Annotated in this window: 13 protein-coding genes; 9 read left to right on the top strand and 4 right to left on the bottom strand. The window is 41.7% G+C overall.

What is annotated here, in order from left to right:
• Nucleotides 1-294 precede the first annotated feature (294 nt).
• Together NLP_RS06705 and NLP_RS06700 are read left to right on the top strand one after the other, a co-directional pair.
• Nucleotides 295-1,398, top strand: coding sequence for a TIGR03032 family protein (locus NLP_RS06705; RefSeq protein ID WP_104905714.1), 1,104 nt, complete (start codon nucleotides 295-297; stop codon nucleotides 1,396-1,398).
• A 65-nt stretch (nucleotides 1,399-1,463) separates the two neighbouring features.
• Nucleotides 1,464-5,876 carry a beta strand repeat-containing protein gene (locus NLP_RS06700; protein WP_104905713.1) on the top strand — a complete coding sequence of 1,471 codons (4,413 nt, stop codon included), beginning with the start codon at nucleotides 1,464-1,466 and terminating at the stop codon, nucleotides 5,874-5,876.
• A gap of 111 nt (nucleotides 5,877-5,987) precedes the next feature.
• On the opposite strand, the gene NLP_RS06695 is transcribed toward NLP_RS06700, so the two are convergent.
• Together NLP_RS06695 and NLP_RS06690 are read right to left on the bottom strand one after the other, a co-directional pair.
• A complete protein-coding gene (locus NLP_RS06695) occupies nucleotides 5,988-6,422 on the bottom strand; it encodes a hypothetical protein (RefSeq protein WP_104905712.1) in 435 nt (144 codons plus the stop codon).
• A 168-nt stretch (nucleotides 6,423-6,590) separates the two neighbouring features.
• Nucleotides 6,591-9,575, bottom strand: a complete 2,985-nt coding sequence (locus tag NLP_RS06690; protein WP_104905711.1) for a valine--tRNA ligase — start codon at nucleotides 9,573-9,575, stop codon at nucleotides 6,591-6,593.
• Between the two features lie 117 nt (nucleotides 9,576-9,692).
• Here NLP_RS06690 and NLP_RS06685 point away from each other — a divergent pair, with 117 nt between their 5' ends.
• The 3 genes from NLP_RS06685 to NLP_RS06675 are packed head-to-tail and all read left to right on the top strand — an operon-like array spanning nucleotide 9,693 to nucleotide 12,369.
• Nucleotides 9,693-10,082, top strand: a complete 390-nt coding sequence (locus tag NLP_RS06685) for a GxxExxY protein (protein WP_104905710.1) — start codon at nucleotides 9,693-9,695, stop codon at nucleotides 10,080-10,082.
• Nucleotides 10,083-10,129: 47 nt separating this feature from the next.
• The gene (locus NLP_RS06680; RefSeq protein ID WP_104905709.1) at nucleotides 10,130-11,398 is read left to right on the top strand and encodes an MFS transporter; all 1,269 of its coding nucleotides are present in this window, start codon (nucleotides 10,130-10,132) and stop codon (nucleotides 11,396-11,398) included.
• Between the two features lie 14 nt (nucleotides 11,399-11,412).
• A complete protein-coding gene (locus tag NLP_RS06675; RefSeq protein ID WP_104905708.1) occupies nucleotides 11,413-12,369 on the top strand; it encodes an N-acetylglucosamine kinase in 957 nt (318 codons plus the stop codon).
• Nucleotides 12,370-12,412: 43 nt separating this feature from the next.
• Here the strand turns inward: NLP_RS06675 and NLP_RS06670 are convergent, their stop codons facing one another.
• Nucleotides 12,413-13,153 (bottom strand): dienelactone hydrolase family protein, encoded by a 741-nt coding sequence (locus NLP_RS06670; RefSeq protein WP_104905707.1) that lies wholly within the window; start codon nucleotides 13,151-13,153, stop codon nucleotides 12,413-12,415.
• 362 nt (nucleotides 13,154-13,515) lie between these two features.
• Between NLP_RS06670 and NLP_RS06665 the strand changes: the two genes are divergently transcribed.
• From NLP_RS06665 to NLP_RS06650, 4 genes are read left to right on the top strand one after another with little or no spacing between them, the layout of a single operon-like run.
• Nucleotides 13,516-15,624, top strand: a complete 2,109-nt coding sequence (locus NLP_RS06665) for a GNAT family N-acetyltransferase (protein WP_104905706.1) — start codon at nucleotides 13,516-13,518, stop codon at nucleotides 15,622-15,624.
• A gap of 10 nt (nucleotides 15,625-15,634) precedes the next feature.
• Nucleotides 15,635-16,111, top strand: coding sequence for an ASCH domain-containing protein (locus NLP_RS06660; RefSeq protein WP_104905705.1), 477 nt, complete (start codon nucleotides 15,635-15,637; stop codon nucleotides 16,109-16,111).
• Between the two features lie 57 nt (nucleotides 16,112-16,168).
• On the top strand, nucleotides 16,169-17,746 hold the full coding sequence (locus NLP_RS06655; RefSeq protein ID WP_104905704.1) for an McrB family protein: 1,578 nt from the start codon (nucleotides 16,169-16,171) through the stop codon (nucleotides 17,744-17,746).
• Entirely contained in the window at nucleotides 17,737-18,933 is a 1,197-nt protein-coding gene (locus NLP_RS06650; protein WP_104905703.1) for an McrC family protein, read from the top strand. Before NLP_RS06655 ends, NLP_RS06650 begins: the two co-directional genes overlap by 10 nt.
• A 340-nt stretch (nucleotides 18,934-19,273) precedes the next feature.
• Here the strand turns inward: NLP_RS06650 and NLP_RS06645 are convergent, their stop codons facing one another.
• Nucleotides 19,274-20,545, bottom strand: a complete 1,272-nt coding sequence (locus tag NLP_RS06645; protein ID WP_104905702.1) for an FGGY-family carbohydrate kinase — start codon at nucleotides 20,543-20,545, stop codon at nucleotides 19,274-19,276.
• Nucleotides 20,546-20,617 lie beyond the last annotated feature (72 nt).

Raw genomic sequence — 20,617 nt, 5'->3', positions numbered from 1 at the left:
TTTAGTCCTGACTACAAACTTTCACAACTCATCAAAACTAATGACATCAATCACTAGTACACTTTGGCATAAATTTGTTCACCTTTAACCAGTTGCTCTGAGCAACTTGTCTGCTTAATTAAGGTGATAGCTGGATTTACGCCGTGCTTTACTAGTAGTTTGTACCAGTAATTTTCGGGGTTCGTAGTTGGTGATTTACCGCTCAATTTTAACAGATGGAGCAACTGAGTATATTTTGTATTTAACTAAGTCTAAAGTTCCTCAACAAAACTTGAAATTTAATTCAACTGATTTATGTTGTCCACTTTTCCCACTACTGCCCCAGAAGAGAATAACTTAATTCAATGTGATGCCGACCAGGGATTTATCTCCTGGCTGAGTCAAGCCGGAGGCTCAGTTGCCATCACCACCTACCAAGCTGGAAAACTAGCACTAGTAGGCTGGAATGGGGAACAGATAACTATGCTGTTACGCCAATTTTCCAAACCAATGGGATTGGCAGTGAATGGTTCACGACTGGCACTGGCTACCCATCACGAAGTCTGTTTATTAGCCAATGCCTCCGCACTAGCTTATGAGTTTTTAGAAGACCAGCCCGGACGCTACGATGCCCTCTACCTGCCACGGATGACATATTTCACAGGCGACCTCAATATTCACGACCTGGAATTTGGCAGAGAAGGGTTGTGGATTGTCAATACCCGCTTTTCGTGTCTTTCTGCCTTGAGTCCAGACTTTAGCTTTGTACCGCGCTGGCATCCCAAATTTATTTCCCAAGTAGTGCCAGAAGACCGTTGTCACCTTAATGGGTTAGCGATGGTGGATGGCAAACCCAAGTATGTGACTGCTCTCGGTGCGACAGATACCGTCGGGGGATGGCGAGCGAGTAAAGCTAACGGTGGAGTCGTTGTGGAAGTAGAGAGCAATGAAATTATTTTAGATGGATTATCAATGCCCCATTCCCCAATTTGGCATGACGGGTTTTTGTGGTTACTCAACTCTGGTGCTGGGGAAGTATGGCGCATTCATCCCGAATCAGGAGACAAACAAGTAGTCTGTGTACTCCCTGGATTTCTGCGGGGGTTGTGCTGCGTCGGGTATTACGCTCTAGTCGGACTATGCCAGATTCGGGAACGGCATATTTTCGGAGGGTTGCCCATAACCCAACGGTTTGAGAAGTTGCTCTGTGGCGTGGCAGTCGTGGATTTGCGAAATGGACAGCAGATGGGGATGCTGAAGTTCACCACAGGCTGTCAAGAACTTTATGATGTACAGTTTCTTGCTGGTGTACAGCGTCCGATGGTTTTGAATCAAGAACGAAAAGAAATCCGCCAAGCATTTACTGCACCAGAGTTGAATTATTGGCTGCGACCGAGTGCAGTGATTCCTAATGACTAAGGAATCTGTTTAATCAGAGCGTAATTGTTGAAATAAAATTTTTAGTTTTTTTCAGAGGTTTTTTGATGACTGAATTCCAAGTCAATACTTACACCATCGGCAATCAATCTAACTCCACAGTAGCGATAGATGCAGATGGGGACTTTGTCATTTCCTGGATTAGCTCTGGTCAAGACGGGTCTGGCGATGGGATATATGCCCAACGCTACAACAGTGCCGGGGTGGCTGTTGGAAGCGAATTCAAAGTCAATACCTACACCACCAGCACTCAAAATAACCCCACAGTAGCGATGGATTCAGGTGGGGACTTTGTCATTTCCTGGACTAGCAATGGTCAGGACGGGGATGGTTATGGGATATATGCCCAACGCTACAACAGTGCTGGGGTCGCTCAAGGGGGCGAATTTAAGGTCAATACCTACACCACCAGTACTCAAAATAACCCCACAGTAGCGATGGATTCAGGTGGAGACTTTATTATCTCCTGGCAAAGCTATGGTCAGGACGGTCCTGCATTTGGGATATATGCCCAACGCTACAACAGTGCTGGGGTGGCTGTTGGAAGCGAATTCAAAGTTAATACCACCAGCGGCTATCAAAATAACCCCACAGTAGCGATGGATGCAGTAGGGGACTTTGTTATCTCCTGGCAAAGCTATTATCAGGATGGGGATGGTTATGGGATATATGCCCAACGCTACAACAGTGCCGGGGTGGCTGTTGGGGACGAATTTAAGGTCAATACCTACACCAGCAGCTTTCAATATAACCCCACAGTAGCGATGGATTCAGGTGGGGACTTTGTTATCTCCTGGCAAAGCTATGGTCAGGACGGGTCTGACAATGGGATATATGCTCAACGCTACAACAGTGCTGGGGTGACTCAGGGGGGCGAATTCAAAGTTAATACCTACACCACCAACAGTCAATCTAACCCCACAGTAGCGATAGATGCAGATGGAAACTTTGTCATTTCCTGGACTAGCAATGGTCAGGACGGGTCTAGCAGTGGGATATATGCCCAACGCTACAACAGTACTGGGGTGGCTCAAGGGGGCGAATTCAAAGTTAATACCTACACCACCAACAGTCAATCTAACCCTACAGTAGCGATGGATGCAGGGGGAGACTTTGTCATTTCCTGGACTAGCGATGGTCAAGACGGGTCTAGCAATGGGATATATGCACAACTAAACACCAACAGTGGGGTTCCTCCAACAATTACCTCTGATTCTACCTCTGCCCTGACATACACTGAGAACGCCACTACAGCTATCGACTCAGGCATTACCGTCAGCGACACAGACTCCCCCAACCTGGCTAGTGCCACCGTCAGGATTAACAGTGGTTTTGCCTCTGCTGAAGACATCCTCGCCTTCACCAACCAAAATGGGATTACCGGCAGCTACAACAGCAGTACAGGAGTCTTAACCTTAATCGGAAGTGCCACAGTTACTAATTATCAAACTGCACTGCGTTCCATTACTTATACCAACAGCAGTGATAACCCCAGTACTACACCTCGTACCGTCAGCTTTCTAGTTAATGATGGTACGGCTAATAGTACTGCCGTTACCCGCAATATTAATATTACGTCGGTAAATGATGTAGCCATCGCTACTGTCACCAATTCTGCCTTATCATATACAGAGAACGCAACTACAGTACTTGATTCAGGCATCACCGTCAGCGATGTAGACTCCCCCAACCTGGTTAGTGCCACCATCAGCATTACCAGTGGTTTTGCCTCTGCTGAAGACATCCTCGCCTTCACCAACCAAAATGGGATTACCGGCAGCTACAACAGTAGTACAGGAGTCTTAACCTTAATCGGCAGTGCCACCGTTGCTAACTATCAAACTGCACTGCGTTCCATTACTTATACCAACAGCAGTGATAATCCTAGTCTCACACCTCGTACCGTCAGCTTTCTAGTTAATGATGGGACTGCTAATAGTACTGCCGTTACCCGCAATATTAATATTACGGCGGTAAATGATGCACCTGTTGCTACTGTCACCAACTCTGCCCTGACATACACTGAGAACGCCACTACAGCTATCGACTCAGGTATCACCATTAGCGACGTCGACTCCGCCAACCTGGCTAGTGCCACCGTCAGCATTAGCAGTGGTTTTGTCTCTGCTCAAGATACTCTCGCCTTCATCAACCAAAATGGGATTACCGGCAGCTACAACAGCAGTACAGGCGTTCTAACCTTAACTGGCAGTGCCACCGTTGCAAATTATCAAACTGCACTGCGTTCCATTACTTATACCAACAGCAGTGATAACCCCAGCACTACACCTCGTACTGTCAGCTTTCTAGTTAATGATGGTACGGCTAATAGTACTGCTGTTACTCGGAATATTAATATTACGGCAGTGAATGATGCTCCTGTTGCCGTTAACGACAGCTTTATCACAAGCAAAAACACACCCGTTATTATTAGCGCTACTACTCTGTTAAGCAATGATACAGATGTCGATGTTAGTGACGTATTGAGCATTAGTGGCTTCACCCAACCTAGCCAAGGAAGCTTAGTTAACAACAACAATGGTACTTACACTTATACGCCTGGCCAAAACTATTATGGCTCTGACGGCTTTACTTACACCATAAGTGATGGGCATGGAGGCAGTAGTACTGCAACTGTCAACTTGACCATTAGTCAAATCACTCCTCCGATTAATGGCACTTCAGGTGCAGACACCCTGACTGGTACGATGAATATGGATATCATCTCAGGATTACAGGGCAATGACACGCTCCAAGGACTAGGTGATAACGACACTCTTGATGGCGGTGATGGAAATGATTCCTTAGATGGTGGTGCAGGATCTGATAGTCTCATCGGTGGTAAGGGCAATGATAGTTACATCGTAGACAACCTGAGCGATTCGATTACTGAAGGCTTAAATGCAGGCACAGATTTAGTCAAGTCTTCGGTGAGTTGGGTGTTGGGAAATAACCTAGAGAACTTGACCCTGACTGGAACCGAGGCAATCAATGGTACTGGTAACAGTCTTAATAATATCTTGATTGGAAATTCTGTTGCTAACATCTTGAGTGGAGAAAGTGGTAACGATAACCTCTTTGGTGATTCAGGTAATGACACCTTGTTGGGCGGTGCGGGCAATGACACCTTAGATGGAGGGTTGGGAGCTGATAGTCTTGATGGTGGAATCGGTAATGACACTTACATCGTAGATCAGATGAACGATATTATTATCGAAGGCTTAAATGCGGGTACAGATTTAGTTAAGTCTTCGGTGAATTGGGTGTTGGCAGATAACCTGGAGAACTTGACCCTGACTGGAAGTGGGGCAATCAATGGTACTGGTAACAGCCTTAAGAACATCCTGACGGGAAATACTGGCGCTAACATCTTAAGCGGAGAAGATGGCAATGATAGCCTAATTGGTGGTGCAGGCAATGACACCTTGTTGGGCGGTGCAGGTAATGACACCTTGGATGGAGGTTTAGGATCTGATAGCCTTGTTGGTGGAGCCGGCAATGACATTTACATTGTAGATAACGTGAACGATGTTATTAGCGAAGGCTTAAATGCAGGCACAGATTTAGTTAAGTCTTCGGTGAATTGTGTGTTGGGAAATAACCTGGAGAACTTGACCCTGACTGGAAGCGGAGCAATCAATGGTACTGGTAATAGTCTTAATAACATCCTGATTGGAAATACTGGCGCTAACATTTTGAACGCAGGAGATGGCAATGATAGCCTCTTTGGTAACTCAGGTAATGACAGCTTGTTAGGCGGTGCAGGCGATGACACCTTGAATGGAGGTGCAGGGATTGACAGTCTTGTTGGTGGAGTCGGTAATGATACTTATATCGTAGACAACCTGAACGATAGTATTATTGAAGCCTTAGATGCAGGCACAGATTTAGTCAATTCTTCGGTTACTTGGGTGTTGGGAAATAACTTGGAGAACTTGACTCTGACTGGAAGTGGGTTAATCAATGGTACTGGTAATAGCCTTGATAACATTTTGGCAGGAAATAATGCCGCTAATATCTTGAGCGGAGGAGATGGCAATGATAGCCTCTTTGGTAACTCAGGTAATGACACCTTGTTAGGTGGTGCAGGTGATGATTTACTTGCTGGTGGAGTTGGTCGAGATGTATTGACTGGTGGAACTGGACAAGATAGTTTTGATCTGGCTGGTAGCCGTAGTGGAGGCTATGATACGATCGCTGATTTTACTGTTGGAGATGATACTATCTTCGTTTCCAAGACAGAATTCGCACTTAGCCAATCTCAGAATACTAGGCTTAATGCCAGCTTGTTCAGACTTGGTACCAGTGCGACAACAGCAAGCGATCGCTTTATCTACGATCAAACTACAGGTAATTTTTTCTTTGACGCAGATGGGATTGGTAAGGCTGCACAAGTTCAAATTGCTCAGTTCTCGAATCAGGCAGTGCTTAGTAGTGCAAATATTACTGTCATTGTCTAATGAAAGCTAACTATAGCAAGCATCTAAAGATTACCCAGTAAGAGACAGATCAACTCTTACTGGATAATCTGTCATAACATACACACTTGAGTGCAACACAACTGCAAACTTTTAACTTTCCTCTTGGGAATAACCGTTTTTCTCGCGTTTAAGGCTTTCTTCTAAGGCTTGAATTTGTTCGCGTCTGGCTTCCAACTCTAAGGAACGCCTTGCTAAGTCTTGGTTTTGCAACGTCAGGGATTGTCGCCAATGTTCTGCTCGCTCGGCTTCGTGCTGCAAAAATTCTGGAGTAATGCCGATGGTGAGGTAGCTTTCTACCAGATGCAGTACCCAGTTGGTGGCGTCTTCTATTCTTTCAATGTCGCCTGTAGGAGAAAGTTCCACTAGAACAAGCAAGTTCTCACTCATGATCTTTCCCTTTCCAAGCAGAATGAAAGCCTCTTCGGGAATTATTGCCCACAAGTTATCAGCTTCTTGACGCGCCAATAAGCGTAACTGGTGCTGGTCTAAAAAATCGTTTTTACGCACCTGGGCTAGATATAGCATGAGGGTCGCTTCGCTCCAATTAAAAATTAAAAATTAAAAATTAAAAAATTTAATATAATAATAAGTCCCAGAATTGATATTTGGATCTTGTTAATTGGTAATGGGTAATTAGGAATTATTGAGACTCCCATTACCCATTACAGTTATCCTAAGACATGCAAAAGATACCTACGGCAACGCCTTCAAGCGATCGCGCAAAATTTCAGTTTGCTTCTGTGCTTCTGCTAAGGCATCCCGCGCTCCCTGTACAACGTCGGCTCTAGCTCTATCTACAAAACTAGGATTGTTTAATCTGGTACTCAGGGATTGAACTTCGGCTTCAGCTTTACTCAGGCTTTTCTCTAGTTTGGCACGCACAGCTTCAATATCCACCACACCGCTAAGAGGAATTAGCACTTGTATTGTACCAATCACACCAGCGATCGCATTTTCTGGTTTTTGTGGTTGTTCTAATTCTCTCTGCGAGAAAATGCGTCTCCATAACCTAAGTCTTGCTTGAGCAGTGAGTAAATTTTGGCTAACAAACCACGCTGTGTAACCAAAACCAACTAGTTCAAAGAAAGTTCCGACGATGGGAGTCTCATCAATCGCATACCCCACAGCTAAACCCACTCTACCAAAGACAATGGCCACGATAATTAAGCCAATTGTCTTCAAACCCCTCTGAGGTTTTCTCGTAGCAACACTTTGGTTTTCTTGCTTGTCAGTAATGGTTAAAGTCTCAACCTTCGCCAAATCTTTAATGTAATCTTGTCCAGCAGTGAGAATTTCCCGCTCCTTCTCGCTTTCAGTTTGCAAATTCGCTATCACTTTTACCCCTGGTTTAATATCCGCCTCAGCCCGCAAATTCCGAATTGTGCGGATAGTAGCAATCAGTAATTCAAACTGTTCCTCTAAAGATTGATCAATTAGATTTGCATCTACCTGGGGATAGATTTGTAACGGTAAGGTTTGCGGGGAATCTGCTGGTTGTTGGGTGAGAGTTTGCCAAATTTCCTCGGTAATATGAGGCATGAAGGGATGAAGCAGTTTCATAATCCCTTCCAATATGTAGCCGAGGGTTTGCTGTGCTACCCGCCGCGATACTGGATCGGCATCTGCTTGTAATCTGGATTTCACTAGTTCAATATACTGATCGCAGAAATCACCCCAGATGAATTCGTAGAGTCCTTTCGCTGCTTCCCCTAAACCGTAATTATCGATGTAATTGGTGGTTTGTTTGATAACTTGATGATAGCGCGAGATAATCCAGCGATCGCTCAATTCGGTAGCGACTGGGTTCCCCAATTGTTGCGGTGTCTGTCCATCCAAATTCATGATCACAAACCGGGCTGCATTCCACAACTTGTTAGTAAAGTTGCGGGATGCCTCTACAGAAGCCGATTCATCCTTTTTGCGATCGTACTCCAATCGGATATTTTGTCCAGCGCCAGCCACTTCCCTAATTAAGGTGTAGCGCAGGGCATCAGTACCATATTTGTCAATTAATAACAACGGGTCAATGCCATTACCTTTGGTTTTAGACATCTTCTGACCTTTTTCATCCAGCACCAAGCCGTGGATGTAAACCGTTTGGAAAGGCATTTGCCCCGTAAAATGCCCAGCCATCATTGTCATTCTAGCTACCCAGAAAAAGATGATGTCAAAGCCTGTCACTAAAGTGGTAGTTGGGTAGTAAGTTGCTAAATCGTGAGTTTGTTCCGGCCAGCCCAAAGTCGAAAATGGCCAGAGTCCAGAAGAAAACCAAGTATCTAGCACATCTGGGTCTTGTTCAAGCTGGACATTTTCACCAAATTGTGCTTTAGCTTTTTCCCAAGCTTCAGTTTCCGATTTCGCTACCACAAACGGCGTGTTATCGGTAATTTGCCCATCCGTTTCACTGATAGCATACCAAGCAGGAATTTGGTGTCCCCACCATAATTGGCGAGAGATGCACCAATCAGTGAGTTTTACTAGCCAATCACGATAGACCTTAGTCCAGCGTTGGGGGACAAACTCTGGGGAAGTTTGCTGGTCGAGGAATTCGAGAGTTTGGTCAGCTAGGGGGCGAATTTTGACAAACCACTGAGTTGAAAGGAGGGGTTCAATGGGTACTTTACCGCGATCGCTGTAGGGAACGGTATGCTTATAATCTTCTATCTTTACCAAAAAGCCATCTGCTTCTAGGCGAGAAACCACATTTTTTCTAGCAACAAAGCGGTCTTGTCCTTGAAACTCCCCAGCGTTGGCGTTGAGAGTGCCGTCTTTATTCATAATGTTGATCAACGGCAGATTGTGACGCTTACCCATGTCAAAATCGTTCGGGTCATGGGCGGGAGTCACCTTTACGCAACCCGTGCCGAAAGCAGGGTCAACAAATTCATCGCCAATGATCGGAATTTCTCGTTGTACAATGGGCAGAGTTAGAGTTTTGCCGATGAGATGTTTGTAGCGATCGTCATTGGGATTAACCGCTACTGCCGTATCGCCCAGCATCGTTTCTGGTCGTGTTGTCGCCACCTCTACAAAACCAGAACCATCAGTGAGGGGATAGCGCAAGTGCCAGAGATTTCCATTAACCTCTTGATTTTCCACTTCCACATCAGACACAGCCGACTGAGAAGCGGGACACCAGTTAACTAAATATTCACCACGATAAATTAAGCCTTCCTCGTAGAGGCGAGTAAATGCCTCGACAACAGCTTTAGATAAACCCTCATCCAGGGTAAACCTTTCCCGTGACCAGTCCACCGAGACACCCAAACGTCGTAGCTGATTTAGAATCGTTCCCTCAGACTCCGCCTTCCATTGCCAAGCGCGTTCTAAGAATTTCTCGCGCCCCAATTCGTAGCGAGTTTTTCCCTCTGTCTTGAGTTGCTTTTCCAGCATACTATGCACAGCAATGCTGGCGTGGTCAGTTCCGGGTAGCCACAGGGTATTGCGCCCCTGCATCCGGTGGTAGCGCACGAGGGTATCAATCAACGCACTTTCAAAAGCGTGACCCATGTGCAAACTGCCAGTGACATTCGGCGGTGGAATCACGATGCAGTAGGGTTCGCCGCCTTTGTTGGGGTCAGCTTTGTAAACTTGGTTGTCTTCCCAGAATTTTTGCCACTTGGCTTCAGTGGAAAAAGGGTCGTAGAGACTGGGGAGATTAGGAATGGTTGCGGTCATGCTGGGCAAACTAAGTATGGAAGGACTCTAATAAATTTTGCCACAGGGTTGGGGAGGGATTTTGGTTAACGAACCGCAAAGGACGCAAAGTACGCAAAGGAAGAGGAGGAAAGTAAGATGAGGCAACCAAGTCCTCAGTTAGAAAACTTAGCTTATAGGGTGATTGGGGCGGCGATTGAGGTACATCAGGTATTAGGAGCGGGGTTTTTAGAGGAGGTTTATCACAAGGCGCTCAGAGAAGAATTTCTTATTCGCGGAATACCTTATGAGTTTGAGCATCCAGCAAAAGTACACTACAAAGGTCGTTCAGTAGGCGAGGGCAAATTAGATTTTTTGGTTGGAGACTCTCTAATTGTTGAATTGAAAGCTGTCCAAAACTTAACCCCCATTCACGAAGCCCAAGTCCTCTCCTACCTTAAAATGACTCATTACCCTCTAGCCCTTCTCATCAACTTTAACGTCCCTCTCCTCAAAGATGGCATCAAACGCATCATACTCTCTTCTTAATCTTCTTTGCGCTCTTTGCGTCCTTTGCGGTTCGTTAACCAAAATCCATGAAACAACCCATATCTCCTTCCCCTTGGACTTTCATCCCCACCCTATATTTCACCTCCGGTATCCCTTACGTCATCATCAACACAGTTTCCGTAATCTTTTACAAAAAACTTGGAATAGATAATACTCAAATCACCTTGTGGACAAGTTTTCTCTATCTACCTTGGGTTATCAAAATGTTTTGGGGCCCAATTGTAGATATTTACTCTACCAAACGCAAATGGATACTTTATACCCAATTTGCCATGTTCTGCTGCTTGGGTTTGATAGCCTTCTCCTTACAACTGCCAAATTTCTTTTTCATCTCGCTGGCAACATTAACAATAGGAGCATTTATTTCTGCAACTTATGACATTGCCACAGATGGCTTCTACCTCCTCGCCTTATCTCCAGAACAACAAGCCTTTTTTGTTGGCATTCGCTCACTGTTTTATAGAATGGCTGTCATTTTTGGCTCTGGAATATTAGTAGTCTTAGCAGGTCAGCTTGAAGTATCTCTTAATAACATTCCTTTAAGTTGGACTATAGCTATTGGCTTCTCAGCTTTAATTTTAGCAATCCTATTTATTTTCCATTGCTTAATTTTACCCTTACCTGAATCAGATAATCAACGACAAATCCAAATTAAGGAAAATATACCTTTTTGGTCAATAATTAGCTCATATTTTACTCAAGGTAAAATTATAAATATTTTAGCATTTATCTTACTTTACAGACTTGGCGAAGCAATGCTTGTCAAGATAGCCTCTTTATTTTTATTGGATAAACCAGAAGTAGGGGGCTTGGGGCTATCAACATCAGATGTCGGATTAGTCTACGGTACATTTGGGGTAATATCCCTAATTTTGGGAGGAATTTTAGGAGGCTTACTAATTTCTAAATATGGATTAAAAAAATGTCTATTCCCTATGGCTTTAGCATTGAATTTACCTGATGTATTTTATGTATATATGGCTTCCACTAAACCTTCACTAACATTAGTGTATCCCTTGGTTTCCTTAGAGCAATTTGGTTATGGTTTTGGATTTACAGCTTTTAGTGTTTATTTAATGTATATTTGCCAAGGCGAATATAAAACTTCTCATTTTGCTATTTCCACTGGCATCATGGCTTTAGGAATGATGCTACCAGGTTTAATTAGTGGTTATCTGCAAAAAGCTTTTGGTTATCCATTATTTTTTATATTGGTTTGTTTGCTGACCATTCCGGGGATGATTGCTCTATTTTTTATTCCTTTAAAAGAAGAACCGAAGCGTCAAAATAATTAACATTATTGCAAGCCATGAGTTATGTTTTAGGAATAGATGGCGGCGGTAGCAAGACTGTTTGCATACTAATGGATGATTCGTGTCAAGTGCTAGGTCGTGGTGAAGCAGGCCCATCTAATTATCAGAGTATAGGTATTGAAGTCACTCTACAATCTATTCAATCAGCAATTTACAATGCGGTTGAGGCAGCAATAATTACAAATACCCTGAACATTAATGCGATATGCCTGGGTTTAGCAGGTGTAGGTCGTGCAGCAGATATCGAAGTAGTAAAAGGTTTGGTTAAAGAGTTACAGAATAACAAATTGCCTATTAATTGGGCATTACAGCCAGCGAATATTGTAATTTGTAACGATGCTTTAATTGCTTTAGTTGGTGGAATTGGTCAGCCTGTAGGAATTGTGGTTGCAGTAGGTACTGGTTCGATAGTTTTCGGGCGAAATCATCAGGGAAACACTAAGCGAGTCGGCGGCTGGGGGTATATTTTAGGAGATGAAGGTAGCGCTTATAAAATTGCGATCGCAGGCATGAATGCAGCATTAAAATCTTATGATGGACGGGAAATATCAACAAGTTTGGTAGAGGCTTTCAAACAGCATCTTAATTTGGAAAGTATAGAAGATTTAATAGAAGTAGTTTATCGGCGAGGATGGGGAGTTAAACAGATAGCGGCTTTAGCACCAATTGTAGATTTGGCAGCAGCGTCAGGTGATATAGTAGCGAATATCATAATTGATGATGCTGTAAAAGAGTTAGTAAAAGCTACATCTACACTAATTGATGCAATTTTTAGTGCCGACTCAGTTTTAGAAGTAGTCACAACAGGAAGTGTGTGGCGGGGTAGATCCAACTTCCATGAGAGATTTGCAGCGTCTCTTGTTAAGAAGTTTCCTGAAGTAAACGTGATTTTTCCGAGGTATGAGCCTGCTTATGGTGCTGGTTTGTTGGCGTTGCAGACAACTCAAATTTGACGGGTTACTAACTGTTAAGGAAAGAAAGCAATAATAGGAGTTTTCAGTTTGCAAATATGCGCCCCAAGAAAGTTATTATTTCAGACCAAGCTGCGGTGGTAGCACTAGAATCATAACGATAACCGTCGTCGCGCATGAATGTATGTTCTGCTTCATACAAGAAAACTTGGTGAGGTATGTTAGCATTTTCAATTGCTTTTATTATGGTCTGGCGATCGCTCTCTGGTATATGAGGGTCAAGAGTACCAAACACCATTAGCATCTCACCTTTAATTTCACTTACCCTCTGGATTGTATCAGCTACCTCTTTACCCAGTTTACCACTGGGAATCCCAGTAGGGTAACAGCAGACACAAGCCCGAATTTCGCTTTGAAATGCGGCGCGGAAGGCTAAATGTCCACCAATACAAAAGCCTAGAGTGCCTATTTTATTTGGAGAAACCGCACTCTCTGTTTTCAGAAATTCAATCACAGCAAGGCAATCGGCATCATAATCAGCTACGGAGGTTCGACGAGCATCGTCATTACCCCGCATCCGTCCCAGATCGTCTGGCTCAATTACTAAACCAACTGGCTCTATTCGGTGAAAAATTTCTGGAGCTACTACTACATAGCCGTATCCTGCTAAGTAGTTAGCTAGACGAATCATTGCATCACCTAACTGATAAATATCACTGTAGAAGACAATACCAGGGTATTTTCCTGCTGCTTTGGGAGCCGCAACATAAACACGCATTAAGCTGCCATCTACTCTTAACTCAACATTGCCCTTAGTGATTTGCACTTTTTTGTCTCCGCGTTACGCTTGCTGTCATTAGCTTCTACACTGTAGTGCCGCAGCATCCGGTTACTTTGAACCCACAATTTGGCGTTCTTTTACCATCACTGCGATCGCAGTGCGATCGCTTAATACACCCGTTACCTTAGCGACGGTAAGCTAGTTAGAACTCAATTTGGGTTAAGCATTTCTTCCTTCTCTTACTTTGCGTCCTTGGCGGTTCGTTAAAAAATTGACAGTATTTTACTGTTACACAGACAAAGCCTGCGGTAGCAAGCTATATTTTAATTCCTAAATGTGATAGGTGTTAAGGCGCTCCCATTTTAATAACAGTAAGTGAATATTCTACTTAAATAGGTATAAAATAAGTGACAAAAGACGGTCAGATAAAAATTGAAGAGATTGACGATAGATCACCATATTTACCAACCGTTATAGAACTATGGGGTCTCAATAGGACAACCCTTGGCTTTTTTCCTAAAGGTGCTTTTGCAGAACGGGCAAAGAATCGCCAGATACTTGTAGCTCTTGATCCTCAAGCAGGGTGCATTGGCTATTTGTTATATCGACATTCGTATGATCGCATCACAATCGTTCATCTTTGCGTTGATAGGGAGCATCAAAACAAAAAAGTGGCAAGATTACTTGTCAATCACCTCAAACAAATGACTCAAGAAAAATATACAGGTATTGGCTTAAACTGCCGTCGTGATTATGACTTAGCAAGTATGTGGTCAAAATTAGGTTTCGTTCCTCAATATGAAAAAGAAGGAAAGAGTAAAGATAAGAAGTTGCTAACTTTTTGGTGGTTTGATCACGGGCATCAAAACCTATTTTCTAATAATCACATTTATAAACTTGAGTCAAAGCTATGCGTTGTTATCGATGCCAATATCTTTTTTAATTTATATAGAGATGAAGATAGCAGTAATGAAGAATCTAGATTACTATTGGCTGATTGGTTAGAGCCAGAGTTAGAATTATGCATTACCGATGAAATTTTTAATTATATAAGTCTAGTTAATGATGATAAGGAAAGAGAATCACAAAGACAACTAGCAAGACGTTTTATCAGCTTGCCATGTATAAGTAAAAGTTTAGATGAAATATGCCAAAATATCCAAAATTTGATATATCCAAAAAATATAATTTTTTCTGAACTTGATGTACGTCATTTAGCCCGAGCTATAGCCTCCGAGTCTCATGTATTCATAAGCAATAAAAAAGAACTGTTAGATATTGCAGATGAAATCTATGATAGATTTAGGCTCTCTATTCTTACCCTTAATGAACTACTTATTCAATTAGACGAGCTTCGCAATAAGCCTGATTATCAGCCTGTACGTTTGGCTGGTACTCTCCTAAAGCAAGTACCAGTTCAAAGGGGACAAGAAGATTTGTTGACCAATTATTTTACTTGTATAAATCAAGGTGAAACGAAAACTGCATTTCAACAGCAGTTACGTCGGTTTCTCGCTGAATTAGACAAGTTTGATTGTTATATAGTTGTCGAAGGAGAAAATCAACCACTTGCTTTATTTGTGTATGGTAAACATAAAAAAAATGAGCTAGAAGTTCCACTTCTCCGAGTTGGTAATAATCACTTATCAGCTACACTGGTACGGCACTTGATTTTTCAATCAATATTACATTCTGCTAATGAACATCGGCAATTTACTAGAATTACTGATTTAACTTTAGACGAAACTGTTATTACAGCTATTCAGGAAGATAATTTTATCCGAGTTAATAACGGATGGATAAAGGTAAACTTAGCAGTTGCTGAAACTGCATCTCAGTTATCAATACGCCTCGCTACTTTAGCGTCTAATTTAGGGCAAGAATATAATTTTTGCATTCAAATTGCTGATAGTCTCAATACAAAAAATTTAATTACAGATGTTCAAGCATCAGCAAATATTGAACGATTCCTTTTTCCAGGAAAAATTATTGATGCTCAAATACCCAATTTTATCATTCCCATTCAACCCAGATGGGCAAAAGATTTATTTGATTCAGATTTGGCTAGGCAAACTCTATTTGGCTCAAAAATAGAACTTGCTTTTAACCGTGAAGCTGTTTACTATCGATCAGTTAGGAATTCAAGAGGATTAAAAGCTCCATCTCGAATTATTTGGTATGTGAGCCAGGATGATTATAAGTCTTACTGTGGAATAAGCTCTGTTCGAGCCTGCTCCTTTGTAGATGAGATTATCATCGATCAACCTAAAAATCTTTATCAACGTTTTCAAAGGCTAGGAGTTTATAAGTTGGCTGATATTATGAATGTAAATCAAGATAAAAATGGCAATATTATGGCAGTTCGGTTCAGTAATACCGAGCTATTTAAATATCCTATAAATTTAAAGCAAGTTCAAAAAATTATCAATAAAAAAGAATCATTCCAGTCAGCTTATAAAATTAGCAACGATTCTTTTAAAAAGTTATATAATCTAGGATATACCAATAAGATATAGATAAATTTTCATGCCTAGTAACATCCTTTTATTGTCAATCAAACCTAAATATGCAGAAAAAATATTTTCTGGAAAGAAACAAGTAGAACTCCGTCGTGTTCGCTCTCGATTAAATATGGATGACTTAGTTTTAGTCTATGTCTCATCTCCCAAAAAAGCTTTAGTAGGTTCATTTGAAGTAAAGTATATTACTCAAATGGAAATTAAAAAATTACCGAAAGACTTAAATGAATTTTGGAATCAGGTCAAAAATATAGCGGGAATTAGTTCTAAAGAATTTCAAAGTTATTATGATGGTGCTTCAGTAATGGTTGGTATTTTTGTGAAAAACATAAAAACTTTACCAGATCCTATTGAGTTAACACAACTAAGAGAGAAAATACCAAAGTTTCGACCTCCGCAAAGTTATCGTTACTTAAAGGAAAGTGAGTTCAAAATGTTTGAGTCTATGATGCAAGGGATAACAATAAGTTCTTCGTGTAAATAAATATATTTTGATTACAAATAAATTATTTACAAAATAATCTAAAGTTGATTACTAATCATGCTAGCTGACAATAAATCTGAATTTGTGAGTTTGTTTCAGGAATTCATAATCTCATATCCCTACACACTATCTGGGATAAGTCATACAAACTCATATACTCAGCAGCGTCAGCAGAGACGTCGTAATTTTGAAGCGATTGCAGCAGCAACAGACTCTGGAGAAAACGTGACAGAATCATTGTTACTACCTCTGTTGCTACCTTATGATAACAATACCAAAAATCCTCAAAGCGGCACTTGGATTCATGTTGCTTCGTCTGTGACGAAAGATATAAAAGAATTGTTTGAGGGAGCAAAGTGGGAAAAACCCGAAGACTGGCGACAAATTTATCTTGCAATTTGGAATTTTGTTCGTTGCTGCAATGATAATCCAGAGCAATTATCAGCAGCTTGTAAAGAATTTTCACAGATACCCTATTCTAAGGATTTGCAAACCGAAATACTCACGCCTGTGCTTAACAGCCTTCGACCAGATGAATTTCTTTTGCTCAACAATAAATTGCTGCAAGTAATCAACTATTTTGCGAATACAGACTATAAACCAAGGCTGACAGATTATCCAGCAGCCAACAGTACAGGACACAAACTGATTAAAGAATTTGCTAAAGTGATGCGCCAACCAGGTGTACCAGCTTTGCGAGATGATGACTTGTTTGATATGTTCTCTCACTGGCTGGTAGCGGTGAAGAAATATGACTTCAGCAATTACAACCTCAAAAATACCACTTACTGGAGTAAAGAAATTAAGTCCCCAGAATATACTTTGTCTCAACTTACTGAAGAAATAGGTCTTAACGAAACAATAATAGAAAGCTGGATACGCACAATTAATCGTAAAGGTCAAGCAATTTTATATGGTTCACCTGGAACAGGAAAAACTTATATTGCTGAAAAACTTGCTCAACACTTAATCGGTGGTGGTGATGGTTTCTCGGAACTGGTGCAATTCCATCCAGCATACTCTTATGAAGATTTCATTCAAGGCATTCGTCCTCAAAGCCAAAATGGAATATTAGCATATCCACTTGTTCCAGGAAGATTTTTAGAATTTTGCAAAAAAGCCGAGTCTCGTGAAAATACTTGTGTTTTAATTATCGATGAAATAAACCGCGCTAATCTCGCACAAGTTTTTGGCGAACTAATGTACTTACTTGAGTACCGAGATAGAGAAATTCCATTAACTAGCGGTAACAGGTTTCGCATCCCGAAAAATGTCCGCATTATTGGGACAATGAATACAGCAGATAGGTCTATTGCCAATATAGATCATGCGCTACGCCGCCGCTTTGCATTTATTGAACTTCGTCCAAACTATGATGTGCTGCGACGGTATCACCTGAAAACAGGTTTTGCAGTAGAGGGATTAATTAACATTTTAGAGCAATTAAATCAGGCGATCGCAGATAAAAACTACGAAATTGGTATTTCATTCTTTTTAACAGACAACTTACGTGAAGATATAGAAGATATATGGTACATGGAAATTGAGCCATATTTAGAAGAGTACTTTTTTAACCAGCTAGAAAAAGTAGATAAGTTTCGCTGGGATAAAATCAATAATCAACTATGGATATAAACCCAGCACAACCAATAATTCTTGAAATTACAGAATACGAAAATAAATTATTTCCACTTGATAAAATACCGGATTCCGCCGGGGTCGAGTTATATGAGAAATACAAAACACAAGTAGATATAGAATTTCCTAACTATACAACGAGACAACATTGGAAACTCAAAGCTAAAGGATGGGTAGGTTACATTCCTGTAACTCCTGAATTGCATTTAAAAATAAATCCGAAAGTGCCTATCCAAAACCTCTTCGGAATGCTGGAGTATGCGTACAATTTAAAAGGGTTTCGCTTTCTAGAAGGGCTGATGGATTGTGAATCTCTAGAAGACTTTTATAATAATCTGGCTCAGATATTATCCCATAAAGTTTTAGAGCGATGCCGCAAAGGATTATATTGTACTTATTTGTCTAAAACACAGCAGCTTTCTTATGTGCGGGGAAGGCTAGATGTGCGACAGATAATTCAAAAGCCGTGGAATGTTAAACTTAAATGCGATTATGAAGAACATACGGCTGATCTTAAAGAAAATCAAATCCTAGCATGGACACTTTATATCATTGGTCGTAGCAGTTTATGTTCAGAAAGAGTATCACCAACAGTACGAAAAGCTTATCACGCTCTACAAGGATTAGTAACGGTGCAACCTTGTAGCGCAGAAGATTGTATCGCCAGACAGTATAATCGTCTCAATGCAGACTATCAACTATTACATGATTTATGGCGATTCTTTTTAGAAAATAGTAGCCCCAGTCATGAAAAGGGAAATTACAAAACCCTACCCTTTCTCGTTGATATGGCATATTTATATGAACTTTTTGTTGCGGAATGGCTTAAGAAAAACACGCCACAAGGTTATTTTTTCAAACAGCAACATCCAATACAAATTAGTCAGAATCGGCACTTCAGTATAGATATATTACTGTGTGATACTACTGGCAAAACAATAGCGGTTTTAGATACAAAGTATAAATCCCCTGAATTGGCAGGATATACAGATATTCATCAAATGATCAGCTACGCCAACACAACAAAATGCAAGGAAGCCTTTTTGATATATCCCAAAGAATTGACACAGCCACTAGATATTAAAAGCGATCAAATCCGAGTCCGCAGCCTCACCTTTTCCCTAGATGATAATCTTGATCGCGCAGGTCAAACCTTCTTAAAAAACCTTTTTCTTTTCTCCTAATCTTCTCTGAACTCAATACAGTTGAGTTCAGAATTTATTCTCTCTGTGTCCTCAGTGTCTCTACGGTAGCCTGCGGCAAGCTGCTTTGCGTCTACGTTAAAAAAATAAAGAGTTTCAGCCTTAACCCAACCGTATCGCCTCAGAATTCATACCAATAATTAATAAAGGGGACAGATGACATTCGCTTGCTGCGAAGCACCCATCCCCGAATAGCTGCCCAGATCATGAACCTGGAATCTATAGTCCGGTATCTAATCATCCCAGTATCGGCCGAGATATGTTGATTGTCACTGGGATAGATACTGATTTACGAAATACTTACGAAAAGATTGTTACACAATTACTCTTGTTCACCCTTACTTCCGCCTCCCATAGCCAACAGCGCCGTTCCATAAGCAGCTTCTGTATACACTGACGTGACTACAGGAATCTGCAAATTACGCGCCCTAATCGCAGTCCAAGTGTCATTCGCCGCGCCACCTCCAGCAGTATAAACACGGCTCAATTTGTCTGCGCCCATTTGCTGTAATAATTCATACCCTCGCGATTCTATGCGGGCAATACTTTCTAACAACCCATGCAAAAATTCCACTGGATTATCTGGGCGTGGTTCCAAACGTGGAGGTAAATTGGGATCATTAATCGGAAAGCGATCGCCTACCTTCAATAACGGATAATAATCTAACTCGCTAGCTTTTGATGCATCAATCTCCCAGCTAAGGCTTTCTAACTCAGCGTTTGTGAAAAATTGCTTGAGTACTGCACCTCCAGTATTAGAAGCACCACCAGTCAGCCACAAATTACCCAGGCGATGGCTGTAAATCCCATATCTGGCATCTTCTACACGGGTACGACTTAACAACTTTAGTACCAATGTTGAACCAAGGGAAGTCACGGCTTCACCAGGTAATTTTGCCCCACTGGCGAGAAAAGCGGCAATACTATCAGTTGTGCCTGCACACACCAGACAATCACGGCGTAAACCGAACTTATCGGCAATTTCAGGGCGCAATTCGGCAATCGGAGTACCAGGGGTTAAAACTTTGGGTAGCTGAATCGGTATTTGCAGCTTTTCTAGCCATTCTGGGTATTTCAACTTTTCTACGTCATAACCCAGCTTTAAAGCATTATGGTAATCGCTAATCCCTAAATACCCATGTAGGAGAAACGCCAGCCAATCAGCTTGATGCAGGAAATATCTAGCTTCGCTAAAAGAAGGCAATTGCCTCATCCACAAGAGTTTGGCCAGGCTGGAGGTGGCACTCAACACGGTATGATTGGGGGGTGCTATGCTCCTCAAATGCTCTAGCAACAATGATCCCCGCGCATCGTTATATAGCAATGGTGCATCTGTTGGGTTGCCAACAGCATCGACCAGCAAGACGGTAGAAGAAGTACCATTAATTGCGATCGCTTTAATTTCTCGCCGCAATTGATCGGGTATTTGTTCTACCAACGCAAACAAAGCCTCCTGCCAAATTTTTGGCGTAACGTCATCTGGTGAGCCGTGGAAGGGATATCGTACCTCTGCTTGAATACAAGAGGCTTCCTCGTCAATCACCACACCGCGTCCGCCAGATGTGCCGAAGTCGATACCCAGATATAAATTCATAATTTTTATAAATTTTTTTAATGGAGAATAACTAACGACTACTGACTAATAACTGCTTTTGTTGCATCTTGT

It is taken from the genome of Nostoc sp. 'Lobaria pulmonaria (5183) cyanobiont', assembly GCF_002949795.1.
In the GTDB taxonomy this organism is placed as follows: domain Bacteria; phylum Cyanobacteriota; class Cyanobacteriia; order Cyanobacteriales; family Nostocaceae; genus Nostoc.
Note: the sequence above shows the minus strand (reverse complement) of the source record. Positions and strands in the feature narration are given on the sequence as shown.